Below are 18,838 nucleotides of genomic sequence, written 5' to 3' on the forward strand. Positions count from 1 at the left end.
GATTCTACTTTCAAGCGAGATTCTACTTTCCGCCGGTTGTTTTGACTTCGACGGAAGACGTTTTCACATCGGCATATCGAGGCAATCGCCTGAGCCGAGTCGGTGGAGGGTTTCGAGGAAAGATCGGAGGACGAAGAGCGGCTCTCGATCGATGGAGGGCCTTAGGTTGGCCGGCCAAACGAGCCGGATGCCTTCGATCGTATGCGTCCTATCCTCGAGGACTATCCTCGTGACTCCATCTGCATCTGCGCTTTTCGTCATGGCCAATGGCAAGACGCTATCGGTATCCCCGGCGAGCGCATGATCGATCACCGGGAGGCCCATCGACACCACCCAAGCCTTGCGCATAATGGCCGATGGCAAGATTCTGAGAAAGATCATGCTATTGTAGCCCAATAAGCATCAAGCCTCTCGCTGCTGCGGTTGCCGGATATCATGGCCCTCTTCGCATAAGGTGTCCTGTTATCACAAGGACGACGAGACCTTTATCGAGTATTTCTTATATCGACAACATCCTTCGATTTCGTTCTGTGAATAATGAGACGCATATCCTTTTTTGGAATTACGATGCTCATTCGTCATGAATCCGAGACTTTCTCAGCTTGTGGTCAGATACAGATTGTCTTTCAGGCATGCTCCGCTTTTCATTGATTTGATACTTTCGACTATTCCGCAAATTTTTATTGGTTTTCTCAATTCAATCCGTTCTTTTTTATTCAATCCCTTTTTATGTACCAATATTGGAACGAAGCGAGTCAATATGTCACTATCGATAAGACTCTTGGCAGTTTTGATGCCACCTTGAATCTGCCTGATGACATCCGATGCTATCACTCTTCCGCTTTTCATTTCCATAGGGATGACCACAATGACATCGGTGTTCCTGTTGATTGGATCATCGGAAAAAATCAGATAGTCACACCGCTTTCGATCGGTAGGGATATGCAGTTTCTTGCAATCCATATCGACGATCAACCGTCCAGGCGGTTTGGGCATTCCTTTCAGATCGACGCGACATCCATCTTTTCCGCAACCGCCGGTAGTATGACATTCTTCATCGACCCGCTTCATAATCGATGCGATACCCTCACTCATGCGCTCAAACTCCGTTGGATTTCATTGTAGATCGAGGTGCTGTCTCCGTAAAGATCCTCGGTGACGGACTCGTAATCCGAATCGTAGAGTCCGGTTTCCCGATCCAAAGACATCTTTTTCACAACGGATCCTCTAGGACTTCTCTTTTGTTCGAATAGCCATACACCAACTTGCTCCTCATTCAATGCAATTTGGGCAGTGGGGATATTCGATCGTTGTTTTTCGTTCAGATCGGATGCGCATATCATATTGGCGATAGTTTGTAAAACCCAATCGCTGTGCGTGGTCAGAATCACTCTGACGCCGGATTGGACAAGGGCGGCGAGCTGTTGGGTAAACGCCACTTGCATCTTGGGGTGTAGATGCGCTTCCGGCTCTTCGATGACCAGGGTATCCCCCTTCATGATCCTATGGCGCAGGAAAAGCACGATCGGAGCAATCTCCGATACCATGGAAGAGGCATTATTCAACGATAACGGTGCTTTCCAACCCTTTGGTTGGTAGGTGAATTCCGGATAACCGATTAACGGACTTCTTTCGATACCGATTTTCCCGCCGACGATTTTTTTCTCTATTTCGATACTGTGATTTTCCATCGTATGACGGTGATCGGTCGAATTCGAGTTCGAATCGACATTGATAAGCTGTTGAAGAAAATCGGCCATAACTCCGGAAAGTTGTGTAGTGGCCCCCGTTGTTTGTTGAATTCCGGCGGAAGCGGCGTTGCCGACAATTGCGCTGACAATAGTGCGGTGAGCATGCATCACCCCGGCTCTATCCGCAGGAAAGTAAAATGCTGAATCACCCAAAGGAGAAAACCACGAATTGATACATTGATTCGTCATGAAGGATAGCATATAACCATACTTCCATAGAAGTCGATCCTGATATCTTTCAGGGTTGCTCTTTTGATCGATGGCTTCACGAATATCTCCTGCTATATCTTCCGCTATGAATTCCAAAGTGGACTTGAAAAAATACACTACATCTGGAATTTTCATTCTCAATTCCTGTGAGTCTATGTAAAAATTCAATGATTGCGATATATATTCACTATCGTCTATCTTTCTTGCTATATCGATGGAGACATTGCTATCCGGTTTTGATTTTCGAATGAGCCTTCCTTGATACTCGACACCCAGAGAGATACAAATCTGATTGACAGTTCCTTCTCCTGAATGTTCTATAGATTTTAGTATTTCTTTTTTAATTTTAGGAGGTAAGCGGACTTCGATTTTTTCTCCATCATCACTTTCTTTCAGGATTTTTTCGAAGGATGCTATCCATTTTATAAATTCTTCCAAAATATGCTTGCAGTGATCCTGATTGATATTTTTTCTCAATAATTTACTTGTGACGATATCCGGCCGATCGAAATTTTTATGCAATGCATATATCAATATCGCAAGCCAAGATTTTCCTGTATTGCTGGGACCGGCGAATACAGTAAGAGGGCGGAGGTCGATATTTGCCTCGATGATCGGTCCGAAATTTCTGACCCTCAGCGTCAGGTTCTTCGACGATGGTGCGGTGTTCATACTCTGCTGCTCCTTGAATTTTGCGGAATCGAGTGCATGTCGAAAAATGATCTTGGCGAATTTACGAGGATCGAGGCGGGGGTATGCTATAGACTCCCGCTTCGATCTTTTGTCACTTCAAAAGCCGTGGCCGCGTTTGGCGCGTATAAGATGCCGCCTGCACTTTGCGGCGTCGATCAAGGGCAAGACCCGCTCATTCGATAGTCGATGGCGATCGATGACAAAGGGTGAGAAGCCCCTGTCGTTTTTCGAAGGATGGCCAAGGGATGGTGGCAAGCCCTGTCTTTTCCCCCGAAGACCCTTATCCCCGACCTGCAGGTCAAACGGCCGGGGGCGAGTCGTCGATCGCCGGGAGATTCGTTTTTGCGATCAAGCGATTGAGGGTGGCGAGTTCGTCGAGTCTCAATCGATCGAAGCGAGTCAGGCGCTGATCGATCGAGTCCATGTACTGACGGGCAAGAGCCAGTGCTTGGGCGGTCGGTCGGGCATCGGCGCTGTCGATGATGCTGATGACGGAGGCGAGGGCGGCGCTCAATCGCACCCGATGGTGCAGGCCGAAGGTATCGGTGTGTTCGCCCGGGTGAATCAGATCCGATTCCACCTCGTCCAATGCCTCGCATAGGGAGCGTGCAAGTCGCTTTGCCTGGCGATGCTCCGATTCAGTCGAGTGCCCGGTGCCAAAGAGGCGGTCCCTCCAGCCATCGATCCCTTTTCGAATCTCGCGGATGCGCTGCACGGCCCTGTAGGCGGCGGAGATCTTGTCGCGGATCTCGAGCAGGCTCTCCAACTGCTCGCGCAGTTCGTCGAGACCGGCGGGCGAACGAGGATCGTTGACGACCTCGAAGGATTCGACGAGTTCGTGATCGCCCACCCGAAGCCGCACCTTGTAGATTCCCGGCAGCACCAATGGTCCGCGGATGGCTTCCTGTCCCATCTTGTTGCCGCGCAGGCCAAATGCGCCCGGATGACGCAAATCCCAGACGAAGCGATTGATGCCGACCCGGATCGGCATCCAAGGCCCGGGATCGAGGGCTTTGTCCGCATCGTCGAGATTGTCGTATCCCGCCGGTCGGGGGGAGAACTCGCGGATCAAATTGTTATCGGCATCGAGGAAGGCCAACGAAGCTTCGGGGAGATCCGAATCCAAGCTCGGCTTCGAATCGCCCTCGCCCTTGTCGCCGCCCTTGTCGCCGCCCTCGTCGCCCCTTTGGTCAGTCGAGCGAGCGGTGCTCGATGCGGATAGCGCGGATTCGGATAAGCGGTAGTGGACGATGACTCCCTCGGGGGCGCTCTCGCCGGCATCGAAGAACTCGCGCCTTCGCTGCCCGCTTTCGTCGAGCCGGGTGTTGAAGGTCGCCACCTGCCCGAGGCCGATGCTATAGCCCTTGCCCTCGTTCTCGGTGATGAAATCCAGCAGCCCCGGCAGCACTCGCCACGTACGGCGGGGCGCGAAGAGCCGAGGGGAGTCGGTTTTTCGATCGTCTTCGCCGCCGGCAACCAGCTGATGCAAGGGGGTGAGATCGTCGAGGATCCAAAAGGATCGGCCGTGGGTGGCGATGACCAGATCGGTCCCTTCGATTTTGAGATCGTAGACCGGAGTCACCGGGAAGTTGGATCGCCATCGCTGCCAGTGTTCGCCATCGTCGAGGGAGAGATAAAGGCCGCTCTCGGTGCCCAGATAAAGAAGCCCGGGGCAATGAGGGTCGGCGCGGATGACGCGGGCGAAATCGTCCGCCGGGATCGAGCCTTCCTCGTCATCGGCGTTCGATGCGCCGGATCGGTGCCCGATCCCTCGATCGCCGATGATCGATGTCCAGCTGCGACCAAAGTCTTCGGTTTTGAACAATAAGGGCGAGGGATCGTCCAGTTTATATCGCGTGACCGCAAGATAGGCTTTCCCCGGCCGATGCGGACAGGGCTCGATGGTGCGGATAAAGGACCATGGCGGCAGTTCGGGCGGGGTGATGTCCCGCCAGTTCCGGCCCGCATCTTGGCTGATATGAACCAGTCCGTCGTCGGAGCCGGCCCAGAGCGTCCCCGGCTCGAGCGGCGACTCGGCGAGGGCGTAGAGGGTGCAGTAGTGTTCCGCTCCGCTGGTATCCAAGGTGATCGGCCCGCCCGAAGGACCCAGACGATCGGGGCTGGCCCGAGTCAGGTCGGGGCTGATCGGCTCCCAACTTTGTCCTTGATCGAGGCTGCGAAAGACGCGGTTGCCGCCGGTGTAGAGCACATTCGGATCGTGCGGCGAGAAGAGGATCGGGAAGGTCCAGCCGAAGCGGTAGCGGAGCTCTCCGGCGCCCATGCCACCATGATGCTCCGGCCAGACATTGACGAGTCGGATCTGACCGCTTCGATGATCGTAGCGTTGCAACGCCCCGCCTCCGCCCGGCGAGCTGCCGATGGCACCGACATAGACCACATCGGGGCAGGTGGGATCCACCTTGATATAACCGCTTTCCCCGGTGCCGGCGATGCGGCAATCCGACCAAGTGATGGCTCCCCCGACGCACCCCGAGGGCACGCCGATGCTGGAGTTGTCCTGCTGGGTGCCGTAGACGCGATAAAAGGGCGCTTGGCCATCGGTATCCACGGTATAGAACTGGGCGGTCAGCTGGTTATGGATCGAGCTCCATGAATCCCCGGCGTTGAAGGAGATATTGGCCCCGCCGTCGTTGCTTTGGATCATGCGGCGGTTGTTCTTCGGATCGATCCACAGATCGTGGTTATCGCCGTGGGGGGTCGCTATCTTGGTGAAACCGGCCCCGCCGTCGGTGGATTTCCACATCCTCAGATTGTTGACGTAGACGGTATCTTCGTCGATCGGATCGGCGAAGACGTGCATGTAGTACCAAGGGCGATAGCGCAGATCCTGAAAGTCGCTGACCAAATCCCAGTGCTCGCCGAAATCGTCGGAGCGATAAAGGCCGGGGCCGATATCGGATTCCACCAATGCCAGGACTCGGCCGCTGCGGGCCGCGGATGCGCTGATCCCGATCTTGCCGAAGACGGTCGAGGCCGGAAGGCCCAAAGATGCGGTGATCTCGCTCCAAGTCGCCCCGCCGTCCTCGGAGCGCCACAAGCCGCTGCCGGGGCCGCCGCTCGACAGTTCCCAGAAATTGCGATGCACCTGCCACAGGCTTGCATAGAGGATCGATGGATTCAACGGGTCGAGGGCCAAATCCGCAGCCCCGGTGCGATCGTTCAGATAGAGCGTTCGCTCCCAACTATTGCCGCCGTCGAGGGTGCGATAGATACCGCGCGCCGGATGGGGGCCGAAGGCGTGCCCCAAGGCGGCGACATGGATTCGATCCGGATCGCGCGGATGGATGCGCACCTCGCTGATATGTCGGGTATCGGCGAGGCCCGCATGCTTCCAGCGATGGCCGCGATCGGTGGAGATCCAAACTCCGTCGCCGTGCGAGACATCGGTGCGGATGGCGCTTTCCCCCATCCCGGCGACGATCACCGAGGGCTCGGCTTCGGAGACCGCCAGCGCCCCGACGGAGGAGGTTTTGAACCAACCGTCGCTGATATTGAACCAGCTGACCCCGGCATCGTTCGTCTTGAAAACGCCACCGGCGACCGCCCCGAAATAAAAGACCGCAGGGTCGATCGGATCCCCGGCGACCGCCACCACGCGCCCGCCCCGGGGCGGACCGATACAGCGAAAGCGCATGGCATCGGTCAGCGAGGTATGGCCGGAGATCGACGATCGGGGGATCGGGGGCGGGGAGTCGGTCATGGTAGGAGATCCTCGTTCTTCAGGTCGATCCTTCGGGTCGTTGCGATTTCCCGGCGCCGGTGCGGCCCCCGAAGAGATGGAACAAGGCGTCGACCACCCACCAAGTGGCGAGAAAGGCCACGCACTCGAGGGCGAAACTGCCGAGTTTATAGAAGCGCTCGGCGACGACGAAAGCGATCAGAAACGCCGGCATCTGCCGGATCATGATGTGGCGCAACGACCTCGACTGCAGCAGTTCATACATGGTATCGGTCCCTTTTTCGGTTGATCGTTTTTGGCCTTCGAACCCGATCTTTCTTTCGAGTCGGGAGCGCAAGAGTCGATGGTCGCTCTCGGTAAGACCAAGATGGCCCCAATGACCGAGATGGCAATAATGATGGCGATCATCGTTTTCGATATGACAGGGCCAAGATGGTTTCACGACCTTCGTATCATAAAGCGGTGGCGGGGGATCCTCGGCTTTTATCGGGAAGAGAAATCGATCGCATCGAGCGTTCTTTTCGCCATCGATCCGGCGGAGGCATCGAGCGGATGGCCTGCCTTTCCATGGCCGTGGCCTGTCCGCCTGCAAGCGAGGTGATCCTCGGGTCGAGGGCGCCGCTTTGCAAGCCGGATCGCAAGAGCCGGTGTTTTTTTCGAATCAAGGTTTTCGGATCGAATCTCGCTTGGGGTATCGTTGACCGCCGGCCTTGGAGCCGAAATCATCGAAAAGAGATCCTTAGCCCGAAGCGATCGCAGCGAAACAACCATATCGAAGAGGTCATCCATCCCTACCATGAGCGATGCCGACAAAGAGCGCTGGAATGCGCGTTATGCCTCGGGGGAGTACATCGCCCGAACCCATCCGAGCGATCTGCTCGCAAGTTGGATCGATCGCCTGCCGAGAGGTCGGGCGCTCGATGTCGCCTGCGGTGCCGGCAGAAACGCGATTTTCCTTGCATCCAAGGGCTATCGGGTCGAGGCGATGGATATCTCATCCGTCGCCTTGGAGCGGGCATCGAAAAGGGCGCAAGCGGAGGGCTTGGAGGTGCGTTGGATCGAGGCCGATCTCGAGCGGATCGCCCGCCGCCATCTGGAACGATCGAAGGCGCCGCAAGGCGCATCCGCAGCCGAGCGAAGCGAAGAGGACACAGCCTCTTTCGCCACCGCCACCGGCATTCCCCGCAAAGCCTATCGACTCGTGGTCGTCGCCCGGTTTTTGGATCGCCCGCTGATCCCGCATTTGATCGATGCCCTCGCCCCCGGCGGCTATTTGGTTTACGACCACCATTACATCGTCCCCGCCTCTGCCGGGGGTCTTGCAAGGGTCGGCGGTCCGCCGAGCATTCGTTTTCGCGCCCGCCCCAACGAGTTGCTCGATCGCTTCCGGGATTTGCGAATCGTCCATTACGAAGAAGGGATCGTCGAAGATCCCGATCGAAGAGCCATGGCCCTTGCCCGTCTCGTGGCTTGCAAGGGCGATCCGGGGTTTTGAAAGAAGGCAATCGCCGGATCGAAGGGCGCGGATCCGCTCCCCCGACGATAAAAAGGATTCTTCTTTTCCCATGCAAAGTCGGAAGAGTCGAGGGGCTCGATGCACCGATCAAGCCTCAAGTGGTACCCTTTTCTCATTCGAGCGTGCCATTCGAGCGCTTCGGTATTTTTTCGGCGAGGCGGTTTTCGAGGGCGGATGTGTGGCCGAGACGGCAAGGGGCGCGCGACCGTCGTTCATGTCATGAGAGGCACCGCTTCGTGCGGTTGACGATATCGAGGAGGTGAGCGATGAAGACGATATTGCTTCCGTTTTACGATGATGATTCGGCATCGGCCACCTTCGATGTGGGGGTGCAGATCGCCTCGCTTTTCGATGCTTATGTCGAGGGCTTGTTCGTCCTTCGTCCGCCACAAATCATCGACGGGGAGGGTATCGTCCTCGCCGATTCCTATCTCAGCCAGCTCAAAGAGGAGGGTCGAAGGCTCGGCGACCGCGCCAAGGCTCGCTTCGATGATTTGGGGGCGAAAAAAGGAATCACCTTCGGCTCCATCGATGCCCCCGCTACCGGCTCGGTATTCGGCTGGTGCGAGATCGAGGGGTTGGAGGGGCAGGTCATCGGGGACTACGGGCGTATTTTCGATCTCATTCTGATCGGGCGCGACTTCGGGCACCCTTGGGTCGATTGGCATGTGATGGCCGAAGGGGCGTTGTTCGAAAGCGGCCGTCCGATGATCCTCACGCCCGGCACGCCCCATACGACCTTGGGCGAGCACGTGGTGATCGCGTGGAATAACAGCGCGGAGACGGCGCGCACCGTGGCCTTTTCGATGCCCTTGCTGACGGTGGCCAAGCGCGTGACCGTGGTCGGGGTCGAGGGCTGGGGGGTTCCGGGTCCCGGGGTGGAGCAGCTCGGCGCTCACTTGGCGCGAAATGCGATCCATGTTCGAACCCATACCATCGATGCCGGCGATCGTTCGCCGGGGGAGGCGCTGCTCGATGAATGCGCTTCTTTGGGCGCCGACCTGCTGGTCAAAGGGGCCTATACCCGAAGTCGATTGCGGCAGATGATCTTCGGGGGGGCGACGCGCCATATCATGGCGCAATCCGAGATCCCGGTGATCATGTCCCGATGATGGCGAAGTGCAAAGGGCTAGAAAGATGAAAATGAGCCCCGATGCTTTTCTCGCTTGGAAAAACAAGGCGATCACCCTGCTCGGCATGTCCGGGGTCGGGAAGACCACCTTGGCCAATTGCCTGCCGAAAAGTTCGTGGTTTCATTACTCGGCGGACTATCGGATCGGCACTCGCTACATGGGCGAGGCCATCATCGACAATGCGAAGAAAGAGGCGATGAAGGTTCGATTTCTTCGCGATCTTCTTTGCAGCGACTCGATTTATATCGGAAGCAATATCACCGTCGATAACTTGGAGCCGCTGTCCTCCTTTCTCGGAAAGGTCGGGGATCGGTCCAAGGGCGGGCTTTCCTACGATGAATTCGTCGCCCGCCAGCGATTGCATCGGGAGGGGGAAATCGGCGCTTTGGGCGATGTTCGAACCTTCATCGCCAAAGCCAAGGATATCTACGGCTACGATCATTTCATCAACGATGCCGGGGGAAGCGCCTGCGAAATCAACCACGAGGAAACGATCCGCTCCCTCGCCGACCATACGCTGATTCTTTATATTCGAGCCGAGCGGGATATGGAGGACGAGTTGATTCGGCGCCAAAAAGAAAGCCCCAAACCCTTGTACTACCAAGAGGGGTTTTTCGCAGAATCGCTTGCGGAATATTTCGAAGAGCACGGTATCGATTCCACCGAAACGATGGATCCGGATCATTTCACGCGCTGGATATTCCCGCGCTTGGTCGAACACCGAAGACCGCTTTATCGATCGATCGCCGATAATTACGGTTATACCCTTTCCGCCTCCGATGCAGGAAGGGTGCGCAGCGAAGAGGAGTTTCTCGATCTCGTGGCCGAGACGGTGGGCCGCTCGTGAAAAACCCCTTATCGGCGATCGCCGACGAAGCCATCGAGTCGATCGCAAATAAAGCCCGCCCCCGGCCTCACCGCTCCAAGACTATGGTCGAAAAAGATGCCCCTTATCGCCCATAACGATCATCCGAGTTTCAAGCGTTTGAAAGACGAGGGGCAGGAGGTGCTCTCCCTCGATCGGGCGCATCGTCAGGATATTCGAGAACTCCATGTCGGCTTGCTCAACATGATGCCGGATGCGGCGCTGGAGGCGACGGATCGGCAGTTCATGCGCCTGATCGGCAACTGCAATCGCATCGCCCAGATCCACGTGCATCATTTCAGCGTGGATTGCGGATCTCGGGGGCCGGCGGCGAGAGCCCATATCGAACGCCATTACCGGACCTTCGACGAGGTTCGTCGAAGCGGTCTCGATGCATTGATCATCACCGGTGCGAACCCCGCCCGCGAAGTCCTCGAAGACGAGCCTTTTTGGGAGCCCTTGGTAGAGGTGATGGAATGGTCGAAGCGGCATGTCTGTTCGGTGGTGTGCTCGTGCTTGGCGACCCACGCCTATATGCAGCACTTCCACGGCATCCGGCGCAAGCCGTGCCGACCGAATAAACGTTGGGGGATTTACGAGCATCATCGAGATCGCATCCGCCATCCGCTGCTCATCGATCTGAATACGCGTTTCGACGCCCCCCATTCGCATGTCTATGAAATCACCCGAGAGGGTTTCGAGGAGGCGGGATTGCGGGTATTGAGCGCAAGCCCGAAGGCGGGGGTGCATCTGGCAGTGAGCGCAGAAGGCCTTCGCTTCGTCTTTTTCCAAGGCCATCCGGAGTACGATCTGATCAGTCTTTCCAAGGAATACAAGCGCGAGGTCGGTCGTTTTTTCACCGGCGCGCGCGAGGATTGGCCTTCGCCTCCCGAAAATTATTTTCCGCCCCGAGCCCTTCGTATCCTCGAGGATTATCGAGAAAAGATGCAGCGGGCGAAGTCCGAGGGGGGGATACCGCCGGAGTTTCCGGAAAAAGAGATCGAGCCGCTTCTTGACAATACGTGGGCCGATACCGGCAAGGCGATGTTCAATAACTGGCTGGGGTTGGTCTATCAACTGACCGGCCGCGATCGGCACCAACCTTTTATGGACGAAGTGGATCCATCGGATCCCTTGGGACTGCTGGCGGCGAAGCGGGAGGAGAAAAGCCCCCGATAGGGATGCAAGCAAGATATAGCAGTGAATAGATAGCTGTGAACGACACGCGATGGGCCTTGGGGATCCTGACTCCTTTTAGGGTTCATCGGATATTCGAAAGGGCTCGAGGCGAGGCGTCGCCGACTTCGAAAAGGCCGCCATCGATCGGGGCGCTCGACGAGCGAGATTGTATCCGTTCCCCGGCGGGCAAAGGTCGGGCTCGAGCGACGATCTCGCCGAATTCGTCGGCGGACATGAAGCCGACGACACGCAGCTCGCGCCGCTCTCGTCCGTCGGGGTCGAAAAACAAGATCGCCGGCGGGCCGAAGAGTTCGAAGCGCTTGAGCAGCGTTTGATCCCGCTCATCGTTGGCGGTCACATCCGTTTGCAGAATCCGCATATCGCCAAGCGCCCTTTGCACCCCGGCGTCGCTGAAAGTGAAACGCTCCATTTCCTTGCAGCTGACGCACCAGTCGGCGTAGAAATCCAGCATCGTCGTTTGCCCTTGCGCCGCCGCTTGCACGAGTTCGGCATCCAAGCCTTGCGTTCCCTTGACCAAGCGAAAGGGGAGGGCGTGATCCGAAGATTCTCCCTCGGCCAAGGTCAGACCCTTCAAGGGTTCGAAGAGGTCGCCCTTGCCGGTCGCCACCCCCACCATCAGCAAGATGCCGTAGACCAGCGAGAACAATCCCGCACCTTTCCACAGCCGTCTCCAGCCCCCGGTATCGGGTGCAAGTCCATCGAGCGCGCCCATGTAGATCGAACAGGTGATCAGCAGCGCCGCCCACAGCAGCAAAATCACCGCCGGGGGAAGCACGCGATCGAGCAGATAAATCGCCACCGCCAGCAGCATGACCCCGAAGATGGCATTGATCCGCTTCATCCACGGCCCGACCGCGGGCAGGAGTTTTCCCGCCGAAGTGCCGGCGACCAGCAGCGGCGCCCCCATCCCGAGGCTCAAGGAGAAAAGGGCCATCCCCCCGAATAGGGGATCGCCGGTGCGTCCGATATAGAGCAGCACGCCGGCCAAGGGTGCGGCCACGCAAGGACCGACGATCAGGGCCGAGAGAACGCCCATCACCCCCACGCCGACGAAACTGCCGCCGCGTTGGCGCCGGCTCAGTGCGCTCAATCGATCTTGCAAGGCGGCGGGGATTTGCAGTTCGTAGAGGCCGAACATCGCCAGCGACAAGAGCGCGAACAACAAAGCGAAGGGGACCAGGATCCAGGGATCTTGAAAGGCGACGGTGAAGTTGGCGCCCGCCATGCCCGCCAGCACGCCGGCGACGGTGTAGGTCGAGGCCATCGCCAGCACATAGACCGAGGAAAGGGTGAAGGCGCGACGGGTGCCGATCCCCTTGCCTTGGCCGACGATGATGCTCGACAGGATCGGCACCATCGGCAGTACGCAAGGCGTGAATGCCAGCAAGAGCCCCGCCCCGAAGAGCGAGAGCATCACCAGCCAAGGATTCCCCGAGAGCAAGGCCGAGGCGATACGGTCTTGTTCGGACATCTCACCCGAAGGCACCGAGCGGCTCGGGCTGTCGATCCCGTCGGAGGAAGTGCCCGATCCGGCATCGTCTCCGGCAACCGGTATCAGTACCGGAAGGCTGCGGGTGATCGGCGGGTAGCAAAGCCCGGCTTCCGCGCAGCCTTGGTAGGAAATATCGAGATCGACGAGACCGGGTTCTCCGGCGAAGGGAAAGTCCACCCGCACCGAATCGTAGTAGACCTCCATGCGACCGAAATACTCGTCGTCCTTGATCTCCCCGGCGGGGAAACGCGGCGATCCGAGCGCGAAATTCGCCTTTTCATCGGCGCCTTGAATATCGGAGGCGCCGAAGGACATTTTGTCGCGATAGAGGTAATAACCCTCGGCGATCTCCCAATGCACCTCGATCCGATCCGGGGTCGGGGCGGTGATGGTGGGTACGAAGGCGATATCGGGATCGAGGAATTCCGGTTCATCGTCATCCGTTGCAAGGGCGCCGCCTTCGAGGAGATCGATCAGCCCCGGGGAGATCCGATCGAGTGCATTTTCCCTCGGCACCGGGCTTTGGGCGGGGCTGCCCGCCTCTTGCGAATCCTGCTGGAATAAATCCTGCTGAAATAACTGCGCCTTCGCTCCCGGCGCTCCCCAAGACAAAAGGATCGCCGCCGCCAGCGCTTTGGCGGTGTTCGAAAGGCCGATGAGGTGGGATCGATGCATGGCGTGATGAGGTTTCGGGCGAAAGATGGTGGCGAAAAGGCTAGGATCAAGGCAAGTTATCCGTTTTTTCGATCTCTTTTGCGCATAAAGGGCGACGACCGCTTCGAATCATTTTCGCCGGATTTCCACCGTCTGGCCGATGCGAAAAGCGCTGTTCTTGCCGCCGAAGCCGGGCGGCGGGACGAACCGCACCTCGGCGGGATAGAAAGAGCCGGTGGCATCCGCAGCCTCGATCCCGATATGCCGAATATGGCCGACAACGCTGCGCTCGCCCCTCGTTATTTTGACCTCGAGTCCTTTTTCCCATTCGAAGAGCGCATCCGAAGGCAGCAGCATGCGCGCGGTGAGAAGGGATGGATCGCCGATTCGGATCGGCGCCGGTGCGGGCAGTTGCGGGTCGAAGAATTCCCCGATTTCCGCCTCCTTGCCGATCACGATCCCGGCGAAGGGTGCGCGCAGGACGCTCCTTTCGCGTCGAATCTGCGCCAAGCGCAGCAACGCCTGCGCCTGCGCTTGCTGCGCCTTCAAGCGAGCCAAGGCGATGCGAGAGAGGTGCAGCTCGTGATCCGAGATAAGCGTGCGATCGAAAAGATCCTGCGCCCGTTCGAGTTCGCGCTCCCCCTCTTGGAGATCGGGATCCAAGCGAGTCAGTTCGGCTTGGGCGGCGTCGACCTCGGCATCGAAAGGGGCGGGATCGAGCGCAAGGAGGATCTGCCCCGGTTCCACTCGATCCCCGACCCTGACCGCCACCTGCTCGATGATACCGCTTTGGGAAAAACGAAGGCTCGCCCTTCTCGCCCAATCGATGCGCCCTTCGACGGCGCCGGCTATGGTGCTATCGGGCTGCTGGGCGAAGACGGGTGCCGGCATAAAAATCGAGAGCGCCGTCAACAAAAAGACGCCGAGCGTTTGCTTGGCGCTCCTTCGCCCGAAGACGGGGAAGAGTGAGCCTTTTTGCGCCGATGGACGCAAAGCGGATAGACGCAAAGATAAGTGGCTTGTTCGTACGATGAGGGTGCGGTTCATTATTCGAAGATACCTTGCGATTTCCGGTGCTTTGGGGGATCGGGTCGACGATCTCGGGTGGTGCGGGTTTGTGGAATTCAGCCGCGGAGTTCTACCGTGAAGCGCCATCGCTCATTCGGAGCCGAAAAGCCATTCGAAGAGGCCCTCGGGATCGCGGCCGAGCAGGGCGTGAATCCGGGCCAAGGCCATGATCCGCTCGAAGTCGGCGCGGGCGATGCGCAAGGTCGATTCCGAAATTTGCACCATCGCATCCCCGATATCGGCGCGTACGTCCTGCTCGTAAAGGGCGCGGCTGCGGTCGAGGTAGAGATCGCGCCAAGCCGCGAAAGCATCGGCGGATTCCCGCTCCGCTTGCAAGTTGCCCACCGAGAGCCAATCCTCGAGGAGGGATTGTCGGATGTCCATTCGCATCATTCGAAGCACCGCTTGGGCTTGTGCGAGTTCGGCGCTTGCGCGAGCGATCTCAGCCGCCCGTCGTCCCCCGTCGAAGAGCGGGATATCGAGGGAGAGGCCGGCGCGAAAGATATCGCTGCCGCTCGACGGGCGAGAGCCGACCCCCGCTTCGATCTCGCCTCGAAGCGTTGCCCTTTCGAGCGATCGAGCCGCTTCGAGCCGTTTTTCCCGCATTTCCACGCGGGCTTGCGCCGCCCCCAAAGCGGCGTTGGCGGCCAGCGCCTCGCTCTGGATCTCATCGAGATCCGGCAGAGCCCTTGTCGACATCGGCACCGGGGCCAAGTGCGGCGAGAGTTCTTGGGGGCGGTTGAGCAAGTTCGCCAAACGGGATCGGCTCGAGCGTCGCCGGGTATCGGCGGCGAAACGTATGCTTCGCTGCCGTTGGTATGCGCTCTCGCGCTCGAAGACCTCGATATCGGAAACGCGGCCTTGGGCGTTGCGCTCTTGCGCCCGATTGGCGGCGATGAAGGCGATCGCCATCGCCTCGTTCTCGCGCGCGAATTCCAGATCCGCCAGGATCACCTCGAAATAGCCGTGCAGGATCGAGAGCCGGCGTTGATGGCGCAAGTCCATCAACAGCCCGCGCTCGCTCTCGGCCAAGGCCTGCGCGGCTTCGAGGGCGGCGGGAAAACGTCCCGAATCCCACAGCGATTTGCGTAGCGTAAGGCGCAGGCTGTGGTCGTCGTGCTCTTGGTAAGAGGCGCTGCTCTTGGGTTCGATCCACCGCGCTCTTGCCGATATCTTTGCGCGCAATCCCCGCTGCGCCGAAATCCCCTCCACCTGCGCTTGCGCGACTTCGAGGGCGGCTTGTCGTTCGACCATCTGCGGATGCGGATCGTCGGCGAGCGAAAGCGCGAATTCGAGGGTCAGCGGATCGGGTAGGGGATCGGACGGGGAGAGCGCCGCCACTTGGGGGGCGGCAGAGCCGAAAAAAAGGGCGAGGAGGGGCACGAAAATATCAAGTCGCCGCCGGATCGAGGGGGCGGATCTTTGATATGAACGATGTGCGCGCCTCATCGCTCGACGATCTCGACGATCTCGACGATATTGATAATGAGAATGTCCGTTCGGATATTCATGCGGATGCTCGCTTGGATAAGCCCTCGAAGATAGGGATGCGCCTTGCATCGATGCCCCCATGCTACTGCTGCGCCGATTGTTCGGCTTTCCAAGCCCGCTTGAAGCGCGTGAAATTCGTTTTCTCGTAATAACCCTCGACCGCGAAATGCCCCAATAACAAGAACTCATCCGGATTGCGCACCGCGCCGGTAAAGCGCACCGTGCGCGTGCCTTCCAAGTCGAAAAAGGCGATCACCGGAGTGGCCCGCACTTTATGCAGTTTGAAGGCGAAATCCTTGGCGAGCATGATATCCCCCGAAAAATCCACCACCTCGGTATCGCCCTCGATATCGACCATGAAGATGCGAAAATGCTCGCGATAATAATCCTGCACCGAGGCGCGGTTGAGGACGGTTTCGCGCATGCGGGCGCAAAAAGGGCATTCGTCCATCTCGAAGAAGATGACGATTCCTTTTTTTCCCTCCTCGCGGGCGATTTCGATTTCCTCGGCGAAGTCGCCGAAGGTGTCTTGGAAAAAATATTGGTAGGGGTCCCGAATCTCGACGGCGAGGCTCGTCGTCGAAAGTGCATAAACAAGCCCGGCCACAAGCGAGATCAAGCCGCGGCCAAACCCGCAAGAGCCAGGCGACCGGCGAGGCGAGGGCGATGATCGAGAGGCGGTGGAATCATGCGCGATATCGGTGTTCATGGCGATTTCCTCGAGGTCTCGGACGCTTCAAGGGCTTTCGACAAGGGCGCTTTGCTTGAAGGATCGGACTTTATCGAAGTCTTTTATCATATCGGGTGTCGAATTGCCGATATCGACTTGATAGGGTGAGGGGGTCTTTTGCATGGCGCGTTTTTCTTTTCTTTCCACCGAAGGCTCGAAGGATATGCGAATTGGCGGCCGATCGGGTTCGAGGCGGTCGGGCGATGGATCGAGCGTCCTTGCCTCGCCGATCAAGCCCTCGGACAAGGCCTTCAAGATCGTGATCGGCGCCCTCTTGCTCGCTTGTGTATCGGGGATCGTGGCCGATACCCAAGCGCAGGATATCGAGCGCGAGCGAAGGCTCGAAGCGGAGATCGTCGACATGATCTTCGACGGGGAGCCCTTGCACCTTCAAGGCTCGGATGGTCATCGCTTCCTTGCCATCCATAGCGAGGCGACGCTCGAACCCGTTCGGGGGGCGGTGATCGTCATGCATGGTCGCGGCTTTCATCCCGATTGGGAGGAGGTGGCATCGCCGCTTCGCACGCATTTGCCGACGGTGGGCTGGGAAACCCTCTCCCTCCAGATGCCGGTATTGGCCAAAGACGCCAAATACTACGATTATGTCCCGATCCTTCCCGCCGCCTTTCCCCGTATTCTGGCGGGCATCGCGTTTTTGCGCGATCGCGGAATCGATAATATCGTGCTGGCGGCGCATAGTTGCAGTGTGCACATGGCGATGGCGTTCACGCGCCACCACGGGGACGATCTGTTCGATGCCTTCATCGGTATCGGGATGGGAGCGACCGACTACCGCCAGCCGATGCGCGAGCCCTTTCCGCTGGAATCGATGAGGGTGCCGGTCCTCGATCTTTTCGGCAGCGAGGAATTCCCCGGGGTGCTGCGTGCCGCCCCCGAGCGTTTGGCTGCGATTCGCACCGCCGGCAACCCGCTTTCCGCGCAGCGAGTGATCTCGGGTGCCGGGCATTTTTTCAAAGATCGAGAAGACGCTCTGGTCGATGCGGTGAGCGAGTGGTTGGAGAGTCTTCCTCCTTAGGGCTATCGCTTTCGAATCCTTGAGCGCCATCGCCCGATGACCCCGGTGTCCGTCTTCTGCCCCCGGCCGTCGCAGGGGCTCTAAGGATCGCAGCGAATATCCCTCCACAAGGTCTCGGCCTGCGCGATGGACCGCCCTCGATGCCACAGATCCATATAGGCCCGGCACATCGTCAAGAATCGCTTTTTCTCCTGCGCCTGCCAAGTATCGAAGGACCATTCCTGAAAGGGTCCGTCGACGATCGCCGCGCCCTCGAAGTACATCGCCGGCACCGCCTCGCCGCTTCGGCGCTCGACGATGCATTCGCTTAAGACATATTCATCCCCCTCGAAATAGACGATGCGCTCGAGGGTTTCCCGGTCGAGGCCGTGGATGAGTTCGCCGCGCACCCGCTCTCCGGCACGCGGCGAAAGATAGGGATAGCACTCGTCGGGAACGCGGGCAAGGACCGCATCGGGCATCCAAGCCTCTTCGATGAACAGCGCCTGCGCCGCCTCCTCGCCCAAAACCAAATCTTGCACGTCTTTGTCTCGTATCGAGCCGTAGATGAAAAGAGGGGCGTTCATGGGCTGCGATCGAAAGCAAAGATCGAATATCCGATGGCCTTCGTGTCGCCCTCGCCGCTCGAAGCGGGTTTCGGGGCGCAAGGGCGAGCGCGGCATGAAGCGATCGCTGCCGGCAAGGTTCGAAAACCCCGGATGCTTCGTCAGCGTTTCAAAAATATGCTCGGCATAAGGCTCCCAATCCGTCGCCAGTCGCAGCGTTCCGCCCGGGCGAAGGATTCGATGGACGAGATCGACGAATTCCCGGCGGACCAGCCGGCGCTTGTGATGGCGCTTCTTGGGCCAGGGATCCGGGAACCAGACCAGCACCTCGTCCACGCTCGAGGGGGATAAGTTGCAGCGAAGGACCTCCAGCGCATCGGCCATCGCCACCTTGAGGTTGTCGATGCCTTGGGCGTGCGCGCAAGCCAGCAATCGCCCGACCCCGGGGGGGTAGACCTCGATGCCGAGGAAATCCCGCTCGGGGTGCTTCTTCGCCAGCGCGATCAGCGCATCCCCGGAGCCGAAGCCGATTTCCACCGTGCGCGGCGCGCGGCGTTCGAAAATCGCATCGAGATCGAGCGAGCGATCCCCGCAAGGAATCAGGTAGCGGTCTTTGAGTTCTTCGAGCGCGCGTTTTTGGGCATGACTCATCCGGCCCGCGCGGACCACGAAACTGCGTACCGGACGGGGAAAAGCGGGAGATCTCCCGTTCTTTGCCTCGTCATCGCGCGGCTCGTCGCCCCGTTCGCACTCG

At 58.7% G+C, this 18,838-nt stretch carries 15 protein-coding genes and 1 pseudogene; 5 read left to right on the forward strand and 11 right to left on the reverse strand.

What is annotated here, in order from left to right; all coding sequences use genetic code 11:
• Positions 1-63 precede the first annotated feature (63 nt).
• From BF99_RS0100305 to BF99_RS22720, 5 genes are all read right to left on the reverse strand, one after another.
• Complete coding sequence (locus tag BF99_RS0100305; RefSeq protein WP_025769271.1) at positions 64-381, reverse strand: hypothetical protein; 318 nt, start codon at positions 379-381, stop codon at positions 64-66.
• Between the two features lie 216 nt (positions 382-597).
• Positions 598-1,095: a hypothetical protein gene (locus BF99_RS0100310; protein ID WP_025769272.1), complete on the reverse strand. Its 498-nt coding sequence runs from the start codon at positions 1,093-1,095 to the stop codon at positions 598-600.
• Complete coding sequence (locus BF99_RS0100315) at positions 1,092-2,633, reverse strand: AAA family ATPase (RefSeq protein WP_025769273.1); 1,542 nt, start codon at positions 2,631-2,633, stop codon at positions 1,092-1,094. Before BF99_RS0100315 ends, BF99_RS0100310 begins: the two co-directional genes overlap by 4 nt.
• 319 nt (positions 2,634-2,952) lie before the next feature.
• The gene (locus tag BF99_RS0100320; protein WP_051482721.1) at positions 2,953-6,375 is read right to left on the reverse strand and encodes a WD40/YVTN/BNR-like repeat-containing protein; all 3,423 of its coding nucleotides are present in this window, start codon (positions 6,373-6,375) and stop codon (positions 2,953-2,955) included.
• Between the two features lie 19 nt (positions 6,376-6,394).
• Positions 6,395-6,619, reverse strand: a complete 225-nt coding sequence (locus BF99_RS22720; protein ID WP_156013096.1) for a hypothetical protein — start codon at positions 6,617-6,619, stop codon at positions 6,395-6,397.
• Between the two features lie 531 nt (positions 6,620-7,150).
• Between BF99_RS22720 and BF99_RS0100335 the strand changes: the two genes are divergently transcribed.
• The 4 genes from BF99_RS0100335 (at position 7,151) to metA (ending at position 11,047) form a co-directional block, all read left to right on the forward strand.
• Positions 7,151-7,849 (forward strand): methyltransferase domain-containing protein, encoded by a 699-nt coding sequence (locus BF99_RS0100335; protein ID WP_025769277.1) that lies wholly within the window; start codon positions 7,151-7,153, stop codon positions 7,847-7,849.
• Positions 7,850-8,136: 287 nt separating this feature from the next.
• Complete coding sequence (locus BF99_RS0100345; RefSeq protein ID WP_025769279.1) at positions 8,137-8,982, forward strand: universal stress protein; 846 nt, start codon at positions 8,137-8,139, stop codon at positions 8,980-8,982.
• A gap of 25 nt (positions 8,983-9,007) precedes the next feature.
• Positions 9,008-9,850 (forward strand): ATPase, encoded by an 843-nt coding sequence (locus BF99_RS0100350; RefSeq protein ID WP_025769280.1) that lies wholly within the window; start codon positions 9,008-9,010, stop codon positions 9,848-9,850.
• A 96-nt stretch (positions 9,851-9,946) separates the two neighbouring features.
• Entirely contained in the window at positions 9,947-11,047 is a 1,101-nt protein-coding gene (gene metA, locus BF99_RS0100360; RefSeq protein WP_025769281.1) for a homoserine O-succinyltransferase MetA, read from the forward strand.
• An 82-nt stretch (positions 11,048-11,129) separates the two neighbouring features.
• On the opposite strand, the gene dsbD is transcribed toward metA, so the two are convergent.
• From dsbD to BF99_RS0100380, 4 genes are all read right to left on the reverse strand, one after another.
• Positions 11,130-13,235 (reverse strand): protein-disulfide reductase DsbD, encoded by a 2,106-nt coding sequence (gene dsbD / locus BF99_RS19835; RefSeq protein ID WP_025769282.1) that lies wholly within the window; start codon positions 13,233-13,235, stop codon positions 11,130-11,132.
• Positions 13,236-13,343: 108 nt separating this feature from the next.
• Positions 13,344-14,261 (reverse strand): efflux RND transporter periplasmic adaptor subunit, encoded by a 918-nt coding sequence (locus BF99_RS21685; protein ID WP_025769283.1) that lies wholly within the window; start codon positions 14,259-14,261, stop codon positions 13,344-13,346.
• Between the two features lie 111 nt (positions 14,262-14,372).
• A complete protein-coding gene (locus tag BF99_RS0100375) occupies positions 14,373-15,665 on the reverse strand; it encodes a TolC family protein (RefSeq protein ID WP_231471261.1) in 1,293 nt (430 codons plus the stop codon).
• 190 nt (positions 15,666-15,855) lie between these two features.
• On the reverse strand, positions 15,856-16,482 hold the full coding sequence (locus BF99_RS0100380) for a thioredoxin family protein (protein ID WP_025769285.1): 627 nt from the start codon (positions 16,480-16,482) through the stop codon (positions 15,856-15,858).
• Between the two features lie 280 nt (positions 16,483-16,762).
• On the opposite strand from BF99_RS0100380, the gene BF99_RS21690 reads away from it, so the two are divergent.
• Positions 16,763-17,539, forward strand: coding sequence for a DUF3530 family protein (locus tag BF99_RS21690; RefSeq protein ID WP_197018976.1), 777 nt, complete (start codon positions 16,763-16,765; stop codon positions 17,537-17,539).
• Positions 17,540-17,619: 80 nt separating this feature from the next.
• On the opposite strand, the gene BF99_RS23610 is transcribed toward BF99_RS21690, so the two are convergent.
• Complete coding sequence (locus BF99_RS23610; RefSeq protein ID WP_231471263.1) at positions 17,620-18,105, reverse strand: gamma-glutamylcyclotransferase family protein; 486 nt, start codon at positions 18,103-18,105, stop codon at positions 17,620-17,622.
• Between the two features lie 9 nt (positions 18,106-18,114).
• A pseudogene (gene trmB, locus BF99_RS23615) lies at positions 18,115-18,753 on the reverse strand (tRNA (guanosine(46)-N7)-methyltransferase TrmB); the annotation flags it as partial.
• Positions 18,754-18,838 lie beyond the last annotated feature (85 nt).

The organism is Thioalkalivibrio sp. HK1 (genome assembly GCA_000583135.1).
Taxonomy (GTDB): Bacteria; Pseudomonadota; Gammaproteobacteria; order HK1; family HK1; genus HK1.